Below are 18,294 nucleotides of genomic sequence, written 5' to 3'. Positions count from 1 at the left end.
GGATTTCTAAGGGAATTCGAGTGCGTCGGGGCCGAGGGGCGGTACCAGTCCCTCGGCCGCCGCACGCGTGAGCAGACCCCTGACCGCCGCGTAGCCGTCCTCGCCGAGATCGGCCGTGAACTCGTTGACGTACAGCCCGATGTGCTGGTCGGCGACGGCCGGGTCCATCTCCTGGGCGTGTTCGAGGACGTAAGGGCGGGAGGCCTCGGGGTCGTCCCAGGCCGCGCGGACGGACGTACGGATCGTCTCCGCGACCCTCGTCAGCGTCTCCTCGCCCAGCGAGCGCTTCGCGATGATCGCGCCCAGCGGGATCGGCAGGCCGGTCGTGTCCTCCCAGTGCTCGCCCATGTCGGCGAGCTTGTGGAGGCCGTAGTTCCGGTACGTGAAACGGGCCTCGTGGATGACGAGACCGGCGTCGACCTTGCCGTCCCGCACGGCCGGCATGATCTCGTGGAACGGCATCACCACGATCTCGCCGACCCCGCCCGGCAGGGTGTCCGCCGCCCAGAGGCGGAAGAGGAGATACGCGGTCGACCGCTCGCTAGGCACGGCCACCGTACGGCCGGTGAGGTCCGTGCCCGGCTCCCGCGTCAGCACCAGCGGGCCGCAGCCCCGCCCGAGCGCGCCGCCGCAGGGCAGCAGCGCGTACTCGTCGAGGACGTACGGCAGGACGGCGTACGACACCTTCAGGACGTCGAGGTCGCCGCGTTCGGCCATGCCGTTGGTGATGTCGATGTCCGCGAACGTCACGTCGAGCGCGGGCGCGCCGGGGACCCGGTCGTGGGCCCAGGCGTCGAAGACGAAGGTGTCGTTGGGGCAGGGCGAGTACGCCATCCGCAGCGTGCCGGTCCCGGCGGGGGTGGTCGCGCGGCTCATGGGTGTCGCCTCAGGGCTCATAGGGCTCATAGGGGTCCCAACTCTCCAGTACGGGCGTCAGCTTCCCGAAGGCCTCGGTGAGTGCGGTCAGCGCGTCGCCGATGCGCCAGGCGGCGCGGTCCCGCGGGCCCACGGCGTTGGAGACGGCGCGCAGTTCGAGGACGGGCGTGGTGTGCGCGGCGGCGGCCTCGGCGACGCCGAAGCCCTCCATCGCCTCGGCCAGCGCGCGCGGATGGCGTGCGCGCAGCGCGGCGGCGCGCTCGGCGCTGCCGGTGACCGTGGAGACCGTGAGCACGGTGCCGGTGCGGGCGCCGGTGGCGGCCGCGGCGGCGCGTACGAGGTCCTGCGGCGGGTGGTGGGTGACGGTTCCGAAACCCAGGTCGGTGACGGGCAGGAAGCCGTCGGGCGTGTCGGCGCCGAGATCGGCCGCCGTGATCTCGTCGGCGAGGACGAGGCAGCCGAGGGGCGCCTCCGGCAGGAAGCCGCCCGCGATCCCGGTGGACACGACCAGCCCGTACGGCCTGCCCTCCAGAACCGCCGCGGTCAACGCCCCGGCGGCGGAGGCGGCGGCCAGGGCGGGGCCCACACCGGCGGCGAGGAGGTCGACATCCAGGCCAGAGGAGGGCGCAGAGCGCCGATCGGGCGGGGTGCCGTGGCCATGACCGGCGGCCGGGGAGCCGTGTCCGGGATCGGCGGCCGGGGAGCCGTGTCCGGGATCGGCGGCCGGGGAGCCGTGTCCGGGATCGGCGGCCGGGGAGCCGTGTCCGGGATCGGCGGCCGGGGAGCCGTGTCCGGGATCGGCGGCCGACGGGCCGTCGTCGTGCCCGGACGGCAGGGCGCCGTCGTCGTGTCCGGACGGCAGCGGGCCGTCGTCGTGGCCGACGGCTCGGTAGCGGTGGAGGGTCGCCGCCGGGAGCCGTACCTCGGAAGTGGGGCCCGGGAGCGCTCGTGCCACCGCGTCCCGTTCGGCGGGGACGGCGGTGGCTACGAGAATGCGCATGAGCGGCGGGTGCGGATCAGGCGTCCGGGTTCTTCAGCTCGAAGTTCCACACGCCCTCGATCTTCGAGCCCTCGGCGTTCTGCTCGACGACGCTGATGGTCAGCGACTTCTGGGCGGGCTGACCGGGCTGGGTGGCGAAGAGGTCCGCGTTCTCGAACGACCAGTACGTCTTGTCGAACGTGTTGTTCGTGGCCTGCTCCCCGTTGATCCACAGGGCCCAGCCCGTCTCGGACACCTCGGGGTCGACACCGATGCGCAGGGTCTCGCCCTGGGGCAGCTCGATCGACTTGGAGGGCTTCTCCTGCGCGCACTCCTTGGCCTGTGCGGCGTCCAGGGTCCGGTAGCACGCGGCCTCGGCGCTGATCGAGTCGGTGCCGATCGTGACGGTGGCCATCGGCGTCGGCTCATCGCAGGCAGACAGGACGAGAAGTCCGGCGGAAACAGCGCCGAGAGTGGCTGCGGCGCGACGGCCGCGTCGACGAGCGGCTCCGCCGCGGGGCTGGGAGGTCATGGGCGAAGGCTATCTGGCATGTCCAGGGGTGCCCTTACGTGGGGTCCGGCGTGCCGGGTCGGTCATGCCACACGGGGGCGGGGCGCGCCGCCGTGGCGGGCGGAGGAGAGCAGGCCACGGACGGTGGTGAGCCAGCCGGCGGCGACGATCGCGGCGGCCACGGCCATCCCGAGGGTGCCGTTGAGGGGGAGGGCGATGCCGATGGCGCCGCCGACCACCCAGGACATCTGGAGCAGGGTCTCGGAGCGGGCGAAGGCCGAGGTCCGCACCAGCTCGGGGACGTCGCGCTGGATCAGGGCGTCCAGGCACAGCTTCGACAGGGCCTGCGAGAAGCCGGCGACCGCGGCGAGGCAGGCGATGAGGAACGTGCCGAAGAACAGGACCGCCGTGATCGCCACGCCGAGTTCGACGGCGACGACGGTCACGATGATCAGCTCCGGCGAGCGCTGTTTCGCCCAGGCGCCCACGGCCGTGCCGAGCGCGTTGCCCGTACCGGCCGCCACGGCCACCATGCCCAGCGAGACGGCGGCGCTCTGCCCGTCCAGCGGGTGGATGCGCAGCAGGAACGCCAGGAAGAAGATCAGGAAGCCGGAGAGGCCGCGCAGGGCGGCGTTCACGGCGAGGGCGTGGGTGACGGCCGGGCCGACCGTCCGCAGCCCCGGCCGCTTGAGCGACTCACTGCGGTGCGGGCCGTGCAGATGCTCGGCGTCCGCCGCGAGCAGGGCCCTGTCCTCGCCCTTCGCCGAGTCGACCTTCGAGGGAAGCGTGAAGGAGAGGAACGTCCCCGCGACGAAGATCAAGAAGGCGCCGTAGAGCGGCCAGCGCGCGCCGATCGCCTGCAGTCCGGCGCCGATGGGCGCGGCGACGCCGGTGGCGAGCAGGCCGCAGAGGGTGACCCGGGAGTTGGCCTTCACCAGGGAGAACCCGGGCGGGAGCAGCCGGGGTACGACCGCGCTGCGGACCACTCCGTACGCCTTCGACGCGACCAGGACGCCCAGGGCGGCGGGGTAGAGCTGGAGGCTGCCCGTCTCGACGGCGCCGACGAGGAGCAGCGCGAGGAGGGCGCGGACCAGCATCGCGCCGGCCATCGCGGCGCGGCGGCCGTGCGGGAGGCGGTCCAGGAGGGGGCCGATGACGGGGGCGAGGAGGGCGAAGGGGGCGAGGGTGATGGCGAGGTAGAGGGCGACGCGGCCGCGGGCCTCGTCGGTGGGGACGGAGAAGAAGACCGTGGAGGCGAGGGAGACGGTGATCATCACGTCGCCGGCGCCGTTCACCCCGTGCAGTTCGATGAGTTTGCCGAGGCCCGATTCGCCGGCGCCGTGGGCGTGGGTGGCCCTGCGGATGCCTCGGGCCGGGCCCGTGAACGGGAGGTGCAGGGCGCGGCCCACCGAGCGGACGGTGCCGGTCACCCGACCCGATCCGCGCGCTTCGCCCCGCTCGGCGCCGTTCACCTCGTCATAGTGCCCCGAGAAGGCGGGCCGTAGTGCGGTTACCGCTCGTATGGCTGCGGGGTGTGTTGGCCGAGGGCCGGTGGGTGCTGGTCGCGCGGTTCTCCGTGCCCCGGGCACGGGCGACGGTGACTGCGCGGCGCCTGCTTTTCAGGGCCGGTGGGGGTCCGCGCGAGCGGCCACGCACCACCCGCGGACGCCCGACGAACCGCCCTCCCGGGCTCCCGGGCGTGCCGTTCAGGCCAACCGGCGCCGAAGCCGAGCGCCGTGGAACCGTACGTCGGTGTGGGCGTGGAGCCCGGGAGAAGGTAGCGTGCATAGCGCGCCTGCGGCGGTTGTTCTCGGCCGCGCGCCTCTCGTTCATCCCGCAGAATGGATGACATAGGTGCGCCCGAGTGCGATCGGGCGCGGACGTCGACGCGGCCCACTGGTCCGCTCCGTCCGCACCCCTCGCCGAGGGAGGCGCACTCGTGAGACGGCGTAGGAGAGAAGCGATACCTGTGAGCGCAGCGACAACGCGAAGCCGCACCCCCGACCGTCTGTGCGCCGAGGCCGTCGACCTCGCCCGCGGCGCCGCCGAGGAGGCCGCCGCGCCCGGCGTGGTGGGCGAGCACGCGGGGCTCGTCTCCGAGGGCGACCGCGTGGTGACGCACTTTTTCGAATGCAAGGAGATGGGCTACCGCGGCTGGCGCTGGGCCGTCACCGTCGCCCGTGCCTCACGCGCGAAGTTCGTGACGCTGGACGAGGTGGTGCTGCTCCCCGGTCCGGACGCGCTGCTCGCGCCGGAGTGGGTGCCGTGGAGCGAGCGGCTCCGGCCGGGCGACATGGGCCCCGGCGACCTGCTGCCCACCGACGCCGAGGACCTGCGGCTGGAGCCCGGGTACTCCGGCGAGGACGAGCCGCTGCCGAACTCCCCGGTCTCGCACGACATGGCCGAGCTGGTGGAGGCGGAGGACGCCGAGGTCACCGCCGGGGTACCGGCCAACCTGCCGCTCGTGCCGACCCGGGGGTCCATCGCGGCCGTCGCCGAGGAACTGGGGATGCGGCGGGCGCGCGTCCTGTCCCGGTACGGGCTGCACACGGCCGCGGACCGGTGGGAGGAAGGGTTCGGGGCGAAGACCGCGATGGCCCAGGCCGCGCCCGCGGCGTGTGTGAGTTGTGGATTCCTGGTGCCGATCGGGGGGTCGCTCGGGCAGGCCTTCGGGGTGTGCGCGAACGAGTACGCGCCGGCGGACGGCCGGATGGTCTCCCTCACGTACGGATGCGGGGGCCACTCGGAGGCGGCGGTCATGCCCGCTCCGCCCCGGCCGGCCCCGCCCCGGCTCGACGAGACCCGCGTGGATCCCTTCCCGCTGCGGCCGTCGCCGGATTCCGGTTCGGTGCCGGTGGGGGCCGAGGAGGCCGAGGACGAGGCGGATCTGGGGCACTCGTAGGGTTCGTGGGTTCGCCTGAGAGTCCGGGGGTTCGGTGCGTCGGCGGGTGCGGGTCCGGTGGGGCTTCTCGCGCAGTTCCCCGCGCCCCTGAAAAGCAGGGGCTCCGCCCCGTGCTTTTCGGCCCGCCGACCGCCGCCTTCAGGCCCCGCAGGGGCGTGGGTCTTCAGGGGCGCGGGGAACTGCGCGACCAGCCCCCACGCAGCCGCACCCGCCGAAATTACAGGTACCCCCCACCCCCCTGGGCGTCCGGCATACGCAGCGCAGCGACGCGGTACCTTCGTGCCATCAGGCGACAGGAAGAAGTGACCGTGAGCAAGTTCGTGCGGCCGGCGGCCGAGGGTGCGGACCCGTTCGGGACGGCTCGGCTGCGGCGGGGCGTGCTCGACGCCTGGGCGACCAGCCCGGCCCGGTTCCGTGAGGATGCCAACGCCGAGGAGGATCTCGTCCTCGGCGGCTACCGGGACCGTCTCGTCGTGGAGTTGGCGCAGAACGCCGCCGACGCCGCCGCGCGGGCCAAGGTGCCGGGACGGCTGCGGCTCACCCTCCGCGACGGCGTCCTCGTCGCGGCCAACACCGGTGCCCCGCTGGACGCGGGCGGCGTCGAGTCGCTGTCCACGCTCCGCGCGTCCGCGAAGCGGGAGCCCGCTGTCGGCGCTGACAGCGCTGTCGGCGCGGTGGGACGGTTCGGCGTCGGTTTCGCCGCCGTGCTCGCCGTCACCGACGAGCCCGCCGTCGTCGGGCGCCACGGCGGTATCCGCTGGTCGCTCGCCGAGGCCCGGCTGCTCGCCGCCGACACCGCGCGGCACAGCCCGGGGCTGGGCGACGAGATCCGCCGGCGTGACGGCCATGTGCCGCTGCTGCGGCTGCCGTTCGCGGCCGAGGGGTCCGCCCCGGAGTCGTACGACACCGTGGTCATCCTGCCGCTGCGCGACACCGCCGCCGCCGATCTCGCCGAGCGGCTGCTGCACGCCGTCGACGACGCCCTGCTGCTCGCGCTGCCCGGCCTCGATGAGGTCGTCATCGAGGTCGGCGCCGGTGAGGTACGGACGATGCGGCGGCGCGTGGAGGGGGCGTACGTCGTCGTCGAGGACTCGCGGGACGGGGTCACGCGCTGGCGTACCGTCGCCGAGCACGGGGTGATCGAGGGCGCCCTGCTCACCGACCGGCCCGTCGAGGAGCGGCTGCGGCCGCACTGGTCCGTCACCTGGGCGGTGCCGACGGGGCCCGACGGCGCGCCGGTACGGCCGCTCACCAGCCCCGTCGTGCACGCGCCCACACCCAGCGACGAGGCCCTCGGCGTGCCCGCGCTGCTCATCGCCTCCTTCCCGCTGGACACGACCCGGCGGCACGCCGCGCCCGGGCCGCTCACCGACTTCCTCGTGCAGCGCGCGGCGGACGCGTACGCCGGACTGCTCGCCGCCTGGGAGCCGGTGGACGAGGGGATCATCGACCTCGTGCCCGGCCCGCTGGGCAAGGGCGAGCTGGACGGCGCCCTGCGCCAGGCGATCCTGGAGCGGCTGCCGCGGACCTCCTTCCTCCCGCCCGCGCACCGGCCCGATCCCGAGGACGAGGACGACGACCTTCCGGCCTCCCTCCGGCCGCGTGACGCCGAGGTCGTCGAGGGGGCCGGCGCCGAGACCGTGCACGTTCTCTCCGACGTACTGCCCAGCCTGCTGCCCGCCGGGCTCGAACGGCGCGCGGAACTGCGTACGTTGGGCGTCGCGCGCCTGCCGCTGGGCGACGCGATCGACCGGCTCGCGGGCCTGGAGAAGGCGCCCGACTGGTGGCGGCGGCTCTACGACAGCCTCGCCGGCGTCGACCCGGACCGGCTGTCCGGGCTCCCGGTGCCGCTCGCGGACGGACGGACGACCATCGGGCCGCGTCAGGTGCTCCTGCCGACCCCCGACGGGCCGCAGGCCGCCCCCGAGACCCTCGCCCGTCTCGGTCTGAAGGTCGCCCACCCGGACGCCGCACATCCGCTGCTGGAGAAGCTGGGCGCCCTGCCCGCGACCCCGCGCGCCGTGCTCACCACCCCGCAGGTACGGGCCGCCGTGGCCGCGTCCCTGGACGACGACGGCGGTGTCTGGGACGAGGAGGACGGACGACCGGACGCCGACGAACTGGCCGACCTCGTCCTCGCCCTGGTCCGAGACGCCGCCCTCGACCCCGGCGACGAACCCTGGCTCGGCGCCCTCGCCCTGACCGACGAGGACGGTGAACTGGCACCCGCCGGTGAACTCGTCCTCCCCGGCAGCCCCTTCGCCCAGGTCATCCGCGAGGACGAACTCGCCTTCGTGGACGCCGAGCTGGCCGACCGCTGGGGCGAACAGCCGCTGGCCGCCTGCGGAGTCCTGGCCAACTTCGCCCTCGTCCGCGCCACCGACGTCGTCCTCGACCCGGACGAACTGGAGCCGCGCGACGGGGACTTCGCCGAACCCGACGACGCCGGGCTGCTCGACGCGGTGGACGTGTGGTCCGAGGACATCCTCGACCGGTTCCCGGACAGCCCCGTACCGCCCGTCGCGACCGAGATCGTGGCCGTGCGCGACCTGGACCTCGTCGACGAGGACCGCTGGCCGGAGGCGCTCGCGCTGCTCGCCCGGCCGCCGCTGCGCGACGCCCTCGTCCAGCCGGTACGCATCCTGCTCCCGGACGGCACGCACGAGGTCGTACGCCCCTACACCGCCTGGTGGCTGCGCGGCCACCCGGTCCTCGACGGCCGCCGCCCGGCGGGCCTCCTGGCGGCCGGCGGCGACCCGCTCCTGCACGGCCTGTACGACGAGGCCGACGCCACCGGCTTCGACGACGAACAGGTCCTGCGGGCGCTGGGCGTCCGGACGTCGGTGGCCGCGCTGCTGGACGAACCGGGAGGCGCCGCCGAGCTGCTGGAGCGCCTGGCCGACCCGGACCTGCCCGTGTCCGCCGCCCAACTGCACGGACTCTACGGCGCGTTGGCCGACCTCGATCCCGAACAGGTGACGCTGCCGGACGAGTTGCGCGCGGTGGTGGACGGCGAGGTGACCGTCGTGGACGCGGCCGACGCCGTGGTCGTCGACTCGCCCGACCTGCTGCCCTTCACCTCCGGGATGCCCCTGCTGCCCGTACGGCCGTCCCGGGCCGCCGAGTTGGCCGAGCTGTTCCAGGTGCGGCGGCTCAGCGAGTCGGTGACGGGCGAGGTGGACTCGGAGGGCACGGAACACGACGTACCGGAGTCGGTACGGGTCCTGCTCGGCCCGGCCACCCCCTCGTCGTACTTCGAGCATGAGGAACTGGTCGTCGACGGAGTCGAGTTGGACTGGCGCCGCACCCGGGACGGCGTACTGCACGCCTCCACCCTGGAGGGGGTCGCCGCCGGGCTGGCCTGGGCGGCGGGTCAGTGGCCACGCCGCTTCGAGGTGGCCGCGCTGCTCGAAGACCCGTCCAGGACGGCGGAGTTGGCGCGGGACCGCTGGTTCGACTGAGCGTGCCCGCGCGCGGCGGGCCGGGTCGGAGTGGGGATACGCACGGCAGGAGAGGCGAGCACACGATGGCGGCGCGGGTCACGGCTGTGAGCGCGAACGGGACGTACTCCTTCAGCAAGCCGAACCGTGCGAGCATCACGCTGCTCACCGGTCTCGGCGTCGAGGGCGATGTCCACGCGGGGAGGACCGTCAAGCACCGGTTCCGTATGACGTACGAGCCGGACGCGCCCAATCTGCGTCAGGTGCACCTCATCCACGAGGAGCTCTTCGACGAGCTGGCCGCGAAGGGCTTCACCGTCGCGGCCGGTCAGCTCGGCGAGAACATCTCCACCCGTGGGATCGACCTGCTGGGCCTTCCCACGGGGGCTCTGCTGCACCTCGGCGACGAGGCGATCGTGGAGGTCACGGGGCTCCGCAACCCGTGCGACCAGATCAACACGTTCCAGAAGGGGCTGCTGAAGGAGGTCTTCGAACTCGACGCCGCGACAGGGGACTTCACCTTCAAGTCCGGGATCATGGGGGTGGTCCGGCAGGGGGGAACGGTCCGTCCCGGCGACGCGATCGACGTCGAGCTTCCGGTGGGGCCACATCACCCGCTGGAGCGCGTATAGCGGCTTTTGCCGGGTTGCGTCCGGGGGTCGGTGTGATCTGGACGACATCTTCACGGGAAACTCGAATCTCGTACAACCATTCGCCTCCCTCGTGAATCTGATCACCCGAACCGACGGGTTTCTCAGGAGTCACTCGACTCCCGGAAGTCGACCGGCTCAACAGACCTGAACCGGATCTCCTGGGACCGACCGTCCGCGAGATCCCTTCCACGTGGGGAATGCATTGAACAAGCGTGCCATCGTGGGTGCCGTCACCGGCGCCCTGGCTCTGACCGCTTTCGTCGCCCCGGCCGCGCAGGCCGCTCCGACCGCCGGCGACACGAAGATCTCCAACGTCGTGGTCAACGGCGGTAAGTCGGTCGTCGTCGGCTCCGGGAAGAAGACCTTCGCGGTCTCCTTCACCGCCACGGACGACTCGGGCATCAGCCTCAAGGACGTCACCGTGGTCCTGTACCACGGCGCGAGCCTCGAGACCGCCGACAGCGGCGCCGTCGCCAACGGCAACGACGACAGCCGCGCCACCTGCAAGAAGGTGAACGCGACGACAGCGTCCTGCAAGGCGAGCTTCACCGTCGAGACGCAGTCCAACCTGATCAACTCCGTGGCCGGCACCTGGAAGGTCTGGGCGCTCGCCGCGGCCAAGGACGCCGACTACGTCGAGAAGGACCCGGCCAAGACCTTCAAGATCCAGCGCCAGACGAAGCTCACGGGCGCGAACGCCTCTCCGGAGCCGGTCAAGAAGGGCAAGACCATCACGGTCACGAGCAAGCTGACCCGTGCCAACTGGGACACCGAGAAGTTCCCGGCGTACGGCGGCCAGTCCGTGAAGCTGCAGTACAAGAAGGCGGGCACGTCCGTCTACAAGGACGTCAAGACGGTCAAGACGTCCTCCACGGGCGTCCTGAAGACCACCGTCAAGGCGACCGCCGACGGCTCGTACCGCTACGTCTTCGCGGGCAGCTCGGGCACGGCGGCCGTGACCTCGGCGGCCGACGCCATCGACGTGAAGTAGGCAGCGAGCCCACGGGCTCACCCCTCTCGGCCGGTATGTCGCCGCGGCGGGAGGCAGGAGGACGCGCCGGGTGAACCGGCGCGTCCCCCTGCACACCAGATCACGCGGGCCGACAAACCCGCGTTGTTTCCGGGCTCGATGTGACGACGCCCTCGGGCCCCATTTCTTCACCGGGGGAACACATGCGTATCCGAACCACCGCGGTCGCCGTCTCCGGCGCCCTCGCTCTCTCCGCCTTCGCCGCTCCGGCCGTGTACGCCGCGGACGACTCGGCGAACGGCATCGCCACCTCCCCGCAGTGGGCGGCGGCCACCGCCGCCGGCGGGCCGTCCGCGTTCGGCGCGGCCACCGCCGCCGACGGAGACCTCGATGTCTCCTTCTCCGCCATGAAGGTGAACGGCGGCAAGCCGATCGTCGTCGGCGCGACCAAGCACCGCACGGTGTCGGTCACCTACAAGCTCACGCACGCCGCGGACCTCGACATCACCTCCGAGGACTTCGCCAACGGGCCCTTCCTCTACCTCAAGTCGATGCCCGGCTCGGTGGAGGACACGCTCGAGGTGCCGGTGCTCTTCGGCGACGAGGCGGCGTCCTGCACGGCCACCTCCGCGACCACCGCCAACTGCAAGGCGCTCATCGACATCAGGCCTGCCGACGGTGAACTCGTCAACTCGTACGCCAAGACCTGGAAGGTCGGCGGCCTCGCCCTGCAGTTCGACGAGGACTCCCTGGAGCTGGGCGAGACCTGGCAGGGCGAACTCGGCACCGCCAAGCTCCAGCGCGAGACGAGGCTCACCGGCGCCAACGCGGCCCCCGAGCCCGTCAAGAAGGGCAAGACCCTCACGGTCACCAGCAAGCTGACCCGCGCCAACTGGAACACCAACAAGACCCCGGCGTACGGCGGCCAGCCCGTGAAGCTGCAGTTCAAGAAGAAGGGCACGTCCGTCTACAAGGACGTCAAGACGGTCAAGACGTCCTCCACGGGCGTCCTGAAGACCACCGTCAAGGCGACCGCCGACGGCTCGTACCGCTACGTCTTCGCGGGCAGCGCGGGCACGGCGGCCGTGACCTCGGCGGCCGACGCCGTCGACGTGAAGTAAGCGCGGTAGCCGTAAGAGGTGTTGGCGCCGGTTCCGGGACTTCCCGGGGCCGGCGCCTTTCTCGTAAGAAGTCGTCAGGGGACGGTTACCGGCGCTTCGGCGCTGTCAGAGGCTCGGGAAGAGCAGCGCGAAGAAGAGCCACAGCAGCACGGCCCAGAAGAGGGCCGCCGCCAGCGACACGAGCAGGGAACTGCGCCACTTCAGCACCAGGAACGGGAAGAGCACCAGGGCCGCCCAGTGGCCGGCCACGTCGATGGACACGCGTGCGGCTTCGCCGAGGGTTCTCGCGCGGCCGGTGGAGATGCGGCGCAGCAGTCGCTGGGAGGCGAAGCCGTACAGGCCGAAGACGATGGGGAAGAACCACAGCGGTGTGATCGTGACCAGCTCGGACTCCGAGAACTCGTCGAACATGACCAGATAGACGAGACCGGCGCCCAGGAGGCCGCCGATCAGCGCGGTCACGTAGATCGCGGTCAGGGCGGCCGGCTCGATGGCGCCGGCCGGTACGGGGACCGGCGAGGCGTACGGAACGTCGGGTGCCGGGACCCGGACCACCTGGTGGCAGTGCGGGCAACGGACGTCCTGCCCGACACGATCGGCCGGAGCCGAGATCAGGTGTCCGCACGGGGCGTGGAACTCCACCTGCTGATACGGGTTCATGCGCTGTCTCTCCCCTCCCTGTGCCGCCTCGCGATGCCGCTCGAAGCCGCTCGAAGTCGGTGACGCGACGGCGCGGCCCCAACGAGGTCGGTCGGAGGCGAGGACGCCGACGGGGAGCGTCCGGTTTCCGACGCGGGCCGTACGTCCTGCGCGGGCCGTACGTCCTGCGGGGGTCGTACGTCCTGCGGGGCCGTAGGCCCTACGCCGGGAAGCGGCGGTCCACCCACCTCCACAGGAACTCCAGTACGGCCGACGCCCCCGCCGCGACGGCGACCGCGGTCCACGGCATCGCCGTCCCCACCAGCCGCAGGGCGAAGAAGTCCTGCAGCCAGGGGACGACGAGGACCACCAGGAAGCCGGCGCCCATCGCGGCGACGAGGCCCAGGCGCCACCAGGTGTACGGGCGGGCGATGATGGCCAGCACCCACATGGAGATCAGGAAGAGGGTGAGGGTGGAGGCGCTGGTCTCCGCCTCCAACGAGCCCTCGCCCGCGTAGTGGTGACGGGCGATCAGATACGTGGCGAAGGTGGCCAGGGCCGCCAGTACGCCGCCCGGGATCGCGTACCGCATCACCCGGCGTACGAAGTGGGGTCGCGCGCGTTCCTTGTTGGGGGCCAGGGCGAGGAAGAAGGCCGGGACGCCGATCGTCAGGGTCGAGAGCAGGGTCAGGTGGCGGGGGAGGAAGGGGTACTCCACCTGCCAGCAGGCCACCAGGACGGCGAGGAGCACCGAGTAGACCGTCTTCACCAGGAAGAGGGTCGCGACGCGGGTGATGTTGCCGATCACCCGGCGGCCCTCCGCGACCACCGACGGCAGCGTCGCGAAGCTGTTGTTGAGGAGGACGATCTGGGCGACGGCCCTGGTGGCCTCCGAGCCCGAGCCCATCGCCACACCGATGTCGGCGTCCTTGAGGGCCAGGACGTCGTTCACGCCGTCCCCGGTCATCGCGACCGTGTGGCCGTGGGACTGGAGCGCGCCGACCATGTCCCGCTTCTGCTGCGGGGTGACCCGGCCGAAGACCGTGCCGGAGTCGAGGGCCCGCGCCATGTCGTCGCGTTCGGCGGGGAGCCGGCGGGCGTCGACGACCTCGCCGGTGAGGCCCAGTTTTCCGGCCACCGCGCCGACCGACACCGCGTTGTCGCCGGAGATGACCTTCGCCCGTACGTTCTGTTCCTCGAAGTAGCGGAGGGTGTCGGAGGCGTCGGGGCGCAGCCGTTGTTCGAGGACGACGAGGGCCGTGGGGTGCGCGCCGGTCGCGACCTCGGGGTCGTCCAGCTCCCGGGTCACCCGGGCCAGCAGGAGCACCCGTAGCCCCTCCTCGTTCAGGTGTTCGGTATCGGTGAGGGCCGGGTCGCCGTCGGGGAGGAGGACGTCGGGGGCGCCGAGCAGCCAGGTGCTGGTCTCGCCGTCGCCCTCGCTGAAGGACGCGCCGCTGTACTTGCGGGCCGAGGAGAAGGGCAGCGACTCGGTGCAGCGCCAGTCCTCGCTGTCCGGGTAGGCGTCGACGACGGCCTGGAGGGAGGCGTTCGGGCGGGGGTCCGATTCGCCGAGGGCGCCGAGGACCTTGCGTACGTACGACTCGTCCGCGCCGTTGAGGGAGCGCACCTCGGTGACGTCCATGCCGCCCTCGGTGAGGGTGCCCGTCTTGTCGAGGCAGACAGTGTCGACGCGGGCCAGGCCCTCGATGGCCGGCAGCTCCTGGACCAGGCACTGCTTGCGGCCGAGGCGGATCACCCCGATCGCGAAGGCGACGGAGGTGAGGAGGACGAGACCCTCGGGGACCATCGGCACGATGCCGCCGACCGTGCGGGCGACGGAGTCCTTGAAGTCGTTCTCCTTCACGACCAGCTGGCTGATGATCAGGCCGATCGCGGTCGGGATCATCATCCACGTGACGTACTTGAGGATGGTGGAGATGCCGGAGCGGAGTTCCGAGTGGACGAGGGTGAAGCGGCTCGCCTCCTCGGCCAGCTGGGCCGCGTAGGCCTCCCGGCCCACCTTCGTCGCGGTGAACGCGCCGCCGCCCGCGACCACGAAACTGCCCGACATCACCTGGTCGCCGGGCTGCTTGACGACCGGGTCGGCCTCGCCGGTGAGCAGCGACTCGTCGATCTCCAGGCCGTCGGTCTCGACGCACTCCCCATCGACGACGATCTTGTCGCCGGGGCCGATCTCGATGACGTCTCCGAGGACGAGGTCGGAGGTGCCGACCGACACGGCGACCCCGTCCCGCCGGACCGTCGGCCTCGCCTCGCCGATCACCGCGAGGGAGTCGAGGGTCTTCTTCGCCCGCCACTCCTGGATGATGCCGATGCCCGTGTTGGCGAGGATCACGTAGCCGAAGAGGCTGTCCTGGAACGGCGCCACGAACAGCATGATCACCCAGAGCACGCCGATGATCGCGTTGAACCGGGTGAAGACGTTCGCGCGGACGATGTCCACCGTGGAGCGGCTGCTCCGTACGGGTACGTCGTTCACCTCGCCGCGGGCCACTCGTCCGGCCACCTCGGCGGCCGTGAGACCGCGCGCCCGGCCCGTGTGTGCCGTGGCCGGGGCGGTGGTGGGGTGCACAGGATCGAGGTCGGTGCCCGCGTCGATGTGCGTCATGCATTCGACGGTACGTGCGGATTTGGGGGTTCACCCGCCGAGTGCGCGAAAGATCCGACCTGGGGAGGAGCGGGGAGAGGACGCCGTGATGCCGTGGTCGTACACCACCGCTCCTTCAGTCCGTTCGGCCCGTTCAGTCCGTTCGACCCGTTCGGCCCGTTCAGTCCGTCCGGCGTCCGGCGTCCGGCGTCCGGCGTCCGGCGTCCGGCGCTCCGCGTCCGCGGTCGGGGGCGAGGCCGAAGGCCCGGCGGCGGGGGTCTGGTGGCGCGGCCTCCGGTGACCGGCTTCAGCAGGGGGCGCCTACTCGACCGGCGTCACGTCGGTGGCGTCGGTGTCGGTGTCGGCCTCGGCGGCGGCCTTGCGCTCCGCGTCCCGCTTGATGGCCGCGTCCCGTCTGCGTACGTAGTAGATGCCGATGAACCCGAGCCCGCCGCCCGCCAGGCAGGTCCACACCCACCAGGTGTGCCCGTGGTCCTCGTACCAGCCGTAGAAGGGGAGCTGGACGACGAAGAGGACGAGCCACAGGATCGTGCCACCGATGATGGTCGGCACGATCGGCCCCTCCAGGGGCTCCGGTGCCTCGTGCTTGGGGATCCACTTCGCCATGGGCACAGCTTACGAGGCGGACGGGTCTACGCGCGGAGATGGCATTCCCTGCATCATATGTTCATACTGAAACGGTTTCTGTTTGGCCACTTCTGTTCGTAGAAAACTCCAACGGTGTGCGAGACCTGTTGGGGGTGAGGTCTCGTATGTCCCCGCAGGGTTCCAGCTCCCTCGACCGCTACTTTCGGATCACGGAGCGCGGCAGCACGCTGTCGCGCGAGATCCGGGGCGGTTTCGCCACCTTCTTCGCGATGGCGTACATCATCGTGCTGAACCCGATCATCTTGAGCAGCGCGAAGGACATGTACGGGCATCAGCTGGACTACGGCCAGCTGGTCACCGCGACCGCGGTCACCGCCGCCTTCACCACCCTCCTGATGGGTGTCATCGGCAATGTGCCGATCGCGCTGGCGGCGGGGCTCGGCGTGAACACGGTCGTCGCCCTCCAGCTCGCCCCGCGCATGTCGTGGCCGGACGCGATGGGCATGGTCGTGCTGGCCGGCTTCATCGTGATGCTGCTGGTGGCGACGGGGCTGCGGGAGCGCGTGATGAACGCCGTGCCGCTGAGCCTGCGCAAGGGCATCTCCATCGGTATCGGCCTGTTCATCATGCTGATCGGGCTGGTCGACTCCGGCTTCGTCACCCGTATCCCGGACGTCGCCCGGACCACCGTGCCGCTCCAGCTGGGCGCGAGCGGGCATCTCGACGGCTGGCCGGTGCTCGTCTTCGTCCTCGGCGCGCTGCTGACGCTCGCGCTGATCGTGCGCAAGGTGCCGGGCGCGATCCTCCTCTCGATCGTCGCGATGACGCTGCTCGCGGTCGTCATCGAGGCCGCCGCCGACCTGCCCGCGGGCTCCTGGGGTCTGACGACGCCGACGTGGCCCGGCAACCCGGTCGCGAGCCCCGATTTCGGGCTGCTCGGTGAGGTCAGCCTCTTCGGCGGCTTCTCGAAGGTCGGCGTGCTGACCGGTGTCCTGTTCGTCTTCACGGTCCTGCTGTCGTGCTTCTTCGACGCGATGGGCACGATCATGGGCGTCGGCGACGAGGCCGAGCTGACCGACGCGGACGGTCAGATGCCGGGCATCAACAAGGTTCTGTTCGTCGACGGCATCGCCGTCGCCGCCGGTGGCGCGAGCTCCTCGTCGGCCACGACCTGCTTCGTGGAATCGACGGCGGGTGTGGGTGAGGGGGCGCGCACCGGCTTCGCGAACGTCGTCACGGGCGCCCTCTTCGCCGTCGCGCTGTTCCTGACGCCGGTCGCCACGATGGTCCCCTCCCAGGCGGCCACCCCGGCGCTGCTCGCGGTCGGCTTCCTGATCCTCGCGAACTCCGTCCGCGAGATCGACTGGGCGGACTACACGATCGCGATCCCGGCCTTCGTGACGATGGTGATGATGCCGTTCACCTACTCGATCACCAACGGCATCGGCATGGGCTTCATCACCTTCGTCGTCCTGCGCCTGGCCGCGGGCCGCGGGCGCGAGGTGCCGGTCGCGATGTACGTGGTGTCGGCGGTCTTCGGTTTCTACTACCTGATGCCGGCGCTGGGGCTGACGTGAGCGGCACCCGGGTTCCTTTCGTCGCTTTCGTCGCCCGGGTTGCTCACGTCACCCCGTAGAACTTCTCCGTCTCGTCGACGGCGGTCTGGAACCGCTCGTCGAAGTCGTCCCGGATGAGCGTCCCGATCACGTAGTCCTGGACGCTCATTCCCCTTTTCGCCGCGTGGGTCCGGAGCCGTTCGAGCAGCTCCTCGTCTATCCGCAGGCTGAGCACAGTGGTCCCCATATGTACGAGGGTCAGGTGTGCTCTGGTCTGTCGTGTCATGTTCTGCGTACTAGTCACTCATATGAGTGATGTCGGTGCCGGTATCGGTATGAGTGGCGGGGCTCACGGGCACAGCTGTGGAGTTCCGGTGGTCTTTAGCGAGAGTAATGAGTTACGCTAAAGAACATGCCTGACCTGAACCATGGCGACGACGAGGCCGCTGTGAACGCCCTCCGTTCCGCCGTGATGCGCCTGTCCCGTCGGCTCAAGCACCAGCGGGTCGACGAGTCGCTGAGCCCGACCGAGATGTCGGTCCTCGGCACACTCGCCCGCTGCGGCACCGCCACCCCCGGTGAGCTGGCCCGCAAGGAGCATGTGCAGCCGCCGTCGATGACCCGCATCGTCGCCCTGCTGGAGAGCAAGGGGCTGGTGAAGCTGGAGCCGCATCCCGAGGACCGGCGGCAGAAGGTGGTCACCCAGACCGAGCGGGCCGAGGCGATGTTGGAGGAGAGCCGCCGCAAGCGCAACGCGTTCCTCGCCTCCCTCGTCGAGGGCCTCGGCGAGGACGAGTGGGAGAAGCTCCGCGCCGCCGCGCCGGTGCTGGAGAAGCTCGCCCATCTCTGACCCCGCGCCCGGCCGCCGGGTGCGCCGGAGCCCTGGGGGTACGCCGGATCGGCCGCCGGTGCGCCCCGGCCTGCAGCCCGTGCGCCGTCGGGGGGCGTGCATGGGCCGACGTGAAAACCAGCAGACAGAACAGGAGCGGTGAGGCTTACACAACCGCAGGACACACCCGCGTTTCACGCAAGGAGGCGAGCCCTTTTGAGTACGGGCCCCGGAACACCTTCCGTCCCCGCACCCCCGACCGCCCACGAGCCCCCGCCGACCCCCGACGCACCGGAAGCGCCGCCGGATACCACCGGCCCGCCGCACCGAGCCGCAGTCCCTCCACCGACGCCGAACGCCGTCGGCCTGGGGAAGACGCCCGTCGGCAAGCCGAACGGGGATGCCGCCCGCCTCGTGATGCCGGAGCCCGGCGCTTTGGTGGTGTCCGATGCCGCCGGTTCGGGGAAGACGCCCGTCGGCAGGGCGATCGGGGACGCCGCTCGCCTGGTGAAGGCGGAGCCCGGCGCCCTGGTGGTGTCCGCTGCCGCCGGTGCGGAGAAGCGTGGCGCCGCCGCTTCGGTTCCGCCGGAGGCCGTCTGCC

The 18,294-nt window shown here is 71.6% G+C and carries 15 protein-coding genes; 7 read left to right on the top strand and 8 right to left on the bottom strand.

Going from position 1 to position 18,294, the window contains the following annotated elements:
- Positions 1-6: 6 nt before the first annotated feature.
- From OG272_RS22870 to OG272_RS22855, 4 genes are all read right to left on the bottom strand, one after another.
- A complete protein-coding gene (locus OG272_RS22870) occupies positions 7-876 on the bottom strand; it encodes a 1,4-dihydroxy-6-naphthoate synthase (protein WP_327729044.1) in 870 nt (289 codons plus the stop codon).
- Between the two features lie 10 nt (positions 877-886).
- On the bottom strand, positions 887-1,876 hold the full coding sequence (locus tag OG272_RS22865; protein ID WP_405894676.1) for a futalosine hydrolase: 990 nt from the start codon (positions 1,874-1,876) through the stop codon (positions 887-889).
- A gap of 16 nt (positions 1,877-1,892) precedes the next feature.
- Entirely contained in the window at positions 1,893-2,387 is a 495-nt protein-coding gene (locus OG272_RS22860) for a hypothetical protein (RefSeq protein WP_326581907.1), read from the bottom strand.
- A 62-nt stretch (positions 2,388-2,449) separates the two neighbouring features.
- Entirely contained in the window at positions 2,450-3,796 is a 1,347-nt protein-coding gene (locus OG272_RS22855) for an MFS transporter (RefSeq protein WP_326581908.1), read from the bottom strand.
- Positions 3,797-4,335: 539 nt separating this feature from the next.
- Between OG272_RS22855 and OG272_RS22850 the strand changes: the two genes are divergently transcribed.
- The 5 genes from OG272_RS22850 (at position 4,336) to OG272_RS22830 (ending at position 11,452) form a co-directional block, all read left to right on the top strand.
- A complete protein-coding gene (locus tag OG272_RS22850; RefSeq protein ID WP_326581909.1) occupies positions 4,336-5,268 on the top strand; it encodes a DUF3027 domain-containing protein in 933 nt (310 codons plus the stop codon).
- Between the two features lie 308 nt (positions 5,269-5,576).
- Positions 5,577-8,729 (top strand): sacsin N-terminal ATP-binding-like domain-containing protein, encoded by a 3,153-nt coding sequence (locus tag OG272_RS22845; protein WP_405894674.1) that lies wholly within the window; start codon positions 5,577-5,579, stop codon positions 8,727-8,729.
- 65 nt (positions 8,730-8,794) lie between these two features.
- Entirely contained in the window at positions 8,795-9,340 is a 546-nt protein-coding gene (locus OG272_RS22840; protein WP_327729047.1) for an MOSC domain-containing protein, read from the top strand.
- Positions 9,341-9,563: 223 nt separating this feature from the next.
- Positions 9,564-10,352: a DUF5707 domain-containing protein gene (locus OG272_RS22835; protein ID WP_326581912.1), complete on the top strand. Its 789-nt coding sequence runs from the start codon at positions 9,564-9,566 to the stop codon at positions 10,350-10,352.
- A 182-nt stretch (positions 10,353-10,534) separates the two neighbouring features.
- Positions 10,535-11,452 (top strand): hypothetical protein, encoded by a 918-nt coding sequence (locus tag OG272_RS22830; protein WP_327729048.1) that lies wholly within the window; start codon positions 10,535-10,537, stop codon positions 11,450-11,452.
- A 105-nt stretch (positions 11,453-11,557) separates the two neighbouring features.
- On the opposite strand, the gene OG272_RS22825 is transcribed toward OG272_RS22830, so the two are convergent.
- The 3 genes from OG272_RS22825 to OG272_RS22815 form a co-directional block, all read right to left on the bottom strand.
- A complete protein-coding gene (locus OG272_RS22825; RefSeq protein WP_405894671.1) occupies positions 11,558-12,112 on the bottom strand; it encodes a hypothetical protein in 555 nt (184 codons plus the stop codon).
- Positions 12,113-12,311: 199 nt separating this feature from the next.
- The gene (locus OG272_RS22820; protein WP_328223431.1) at positions 12,312-14,720 is read right to left on the bottom strand and encodes an HAD-IC family P-type ATPase; all 2,409 of its coding nucleotides are present in this window, start codon (positions 14,718-14,720) and stop codon (positions 12,312-12,314) included.
- A 300-nt stretch (positions 14,721-15,020) separates the two neighbouring features.
- A complete protein-coding gene (locus OG272_RS22815) occupies positions 15,021-15,326 on the bottom strand; it encodes a DUF2530 domain-containing protein (RefSeq protein ID WP_327729049.1) in 306 nt (101 codons plus the stop codon).
- 146 nt (positions 15,327-15,472) lie between these two features.
- Here OG272_RS22815 and OG272_RS22810 point away from each other — a divergent pair, with 146 nt between their 5' ends.
- A complete protein-coding gene (locus tag OG272_RS22810; protein ID WP_405894668.1) occupies positions 15,473-16,885 on the top strand; it encodes an NCS2 family permease in 1,413 nt (470 codons plus the stop codon).
- Between the two features lie 43 nt (positions 16,886-16,928).
- Here OG272_RS22810 and OG272_RS22805 read toward each other — a convergent pair whose 3' ends face one another.
- Positions 16,929-17,111 (bottom strand): ribbon-helix-helix protein, CopG family, encoded by a 183-nt coding sequence (locus OG272_RS22805; protein ID WP_033525916.1) that lies wholly within the window; start codon positions 17,109-17,111, stop codon positions 16,929-16,931.
- Between the two features lie 165 nt (positions 17,112-17,276).
- Between OG272_RS22805 and OG272_RS22800 the strand changes: the two genes are divergently transcribed.
- Positions 17,277-17,714: a MarR family transcriptional regulator gene (locus tag OG272_RS22800; RefSeq protein WP_326581917.1), complete on the top strand. Its 438-nt coding sequence runs from the start codon at positions 17,277-17,279 to the stop codon at positions 17,712-17,714.
- Positions 17,715-18,294 lie beyond the last annotated feature (580 nt).

Origin of the sequence: Streptomyces sp. NBC_00104 (genome assembly GCF_045160825.1) — a bacterium.
In the GTDB taxonomy this organism is placed as follows: Bacteria; Actinomycetota; Actinomycetes; order Streptomycetales; family Streptomycetaceae; genus Streptomyces.
The sequence above is the reverse complement of the archived record's forward strand: the minus strand, read 5'-3'. Positions and strand labels throughout refer to the sequence as shown.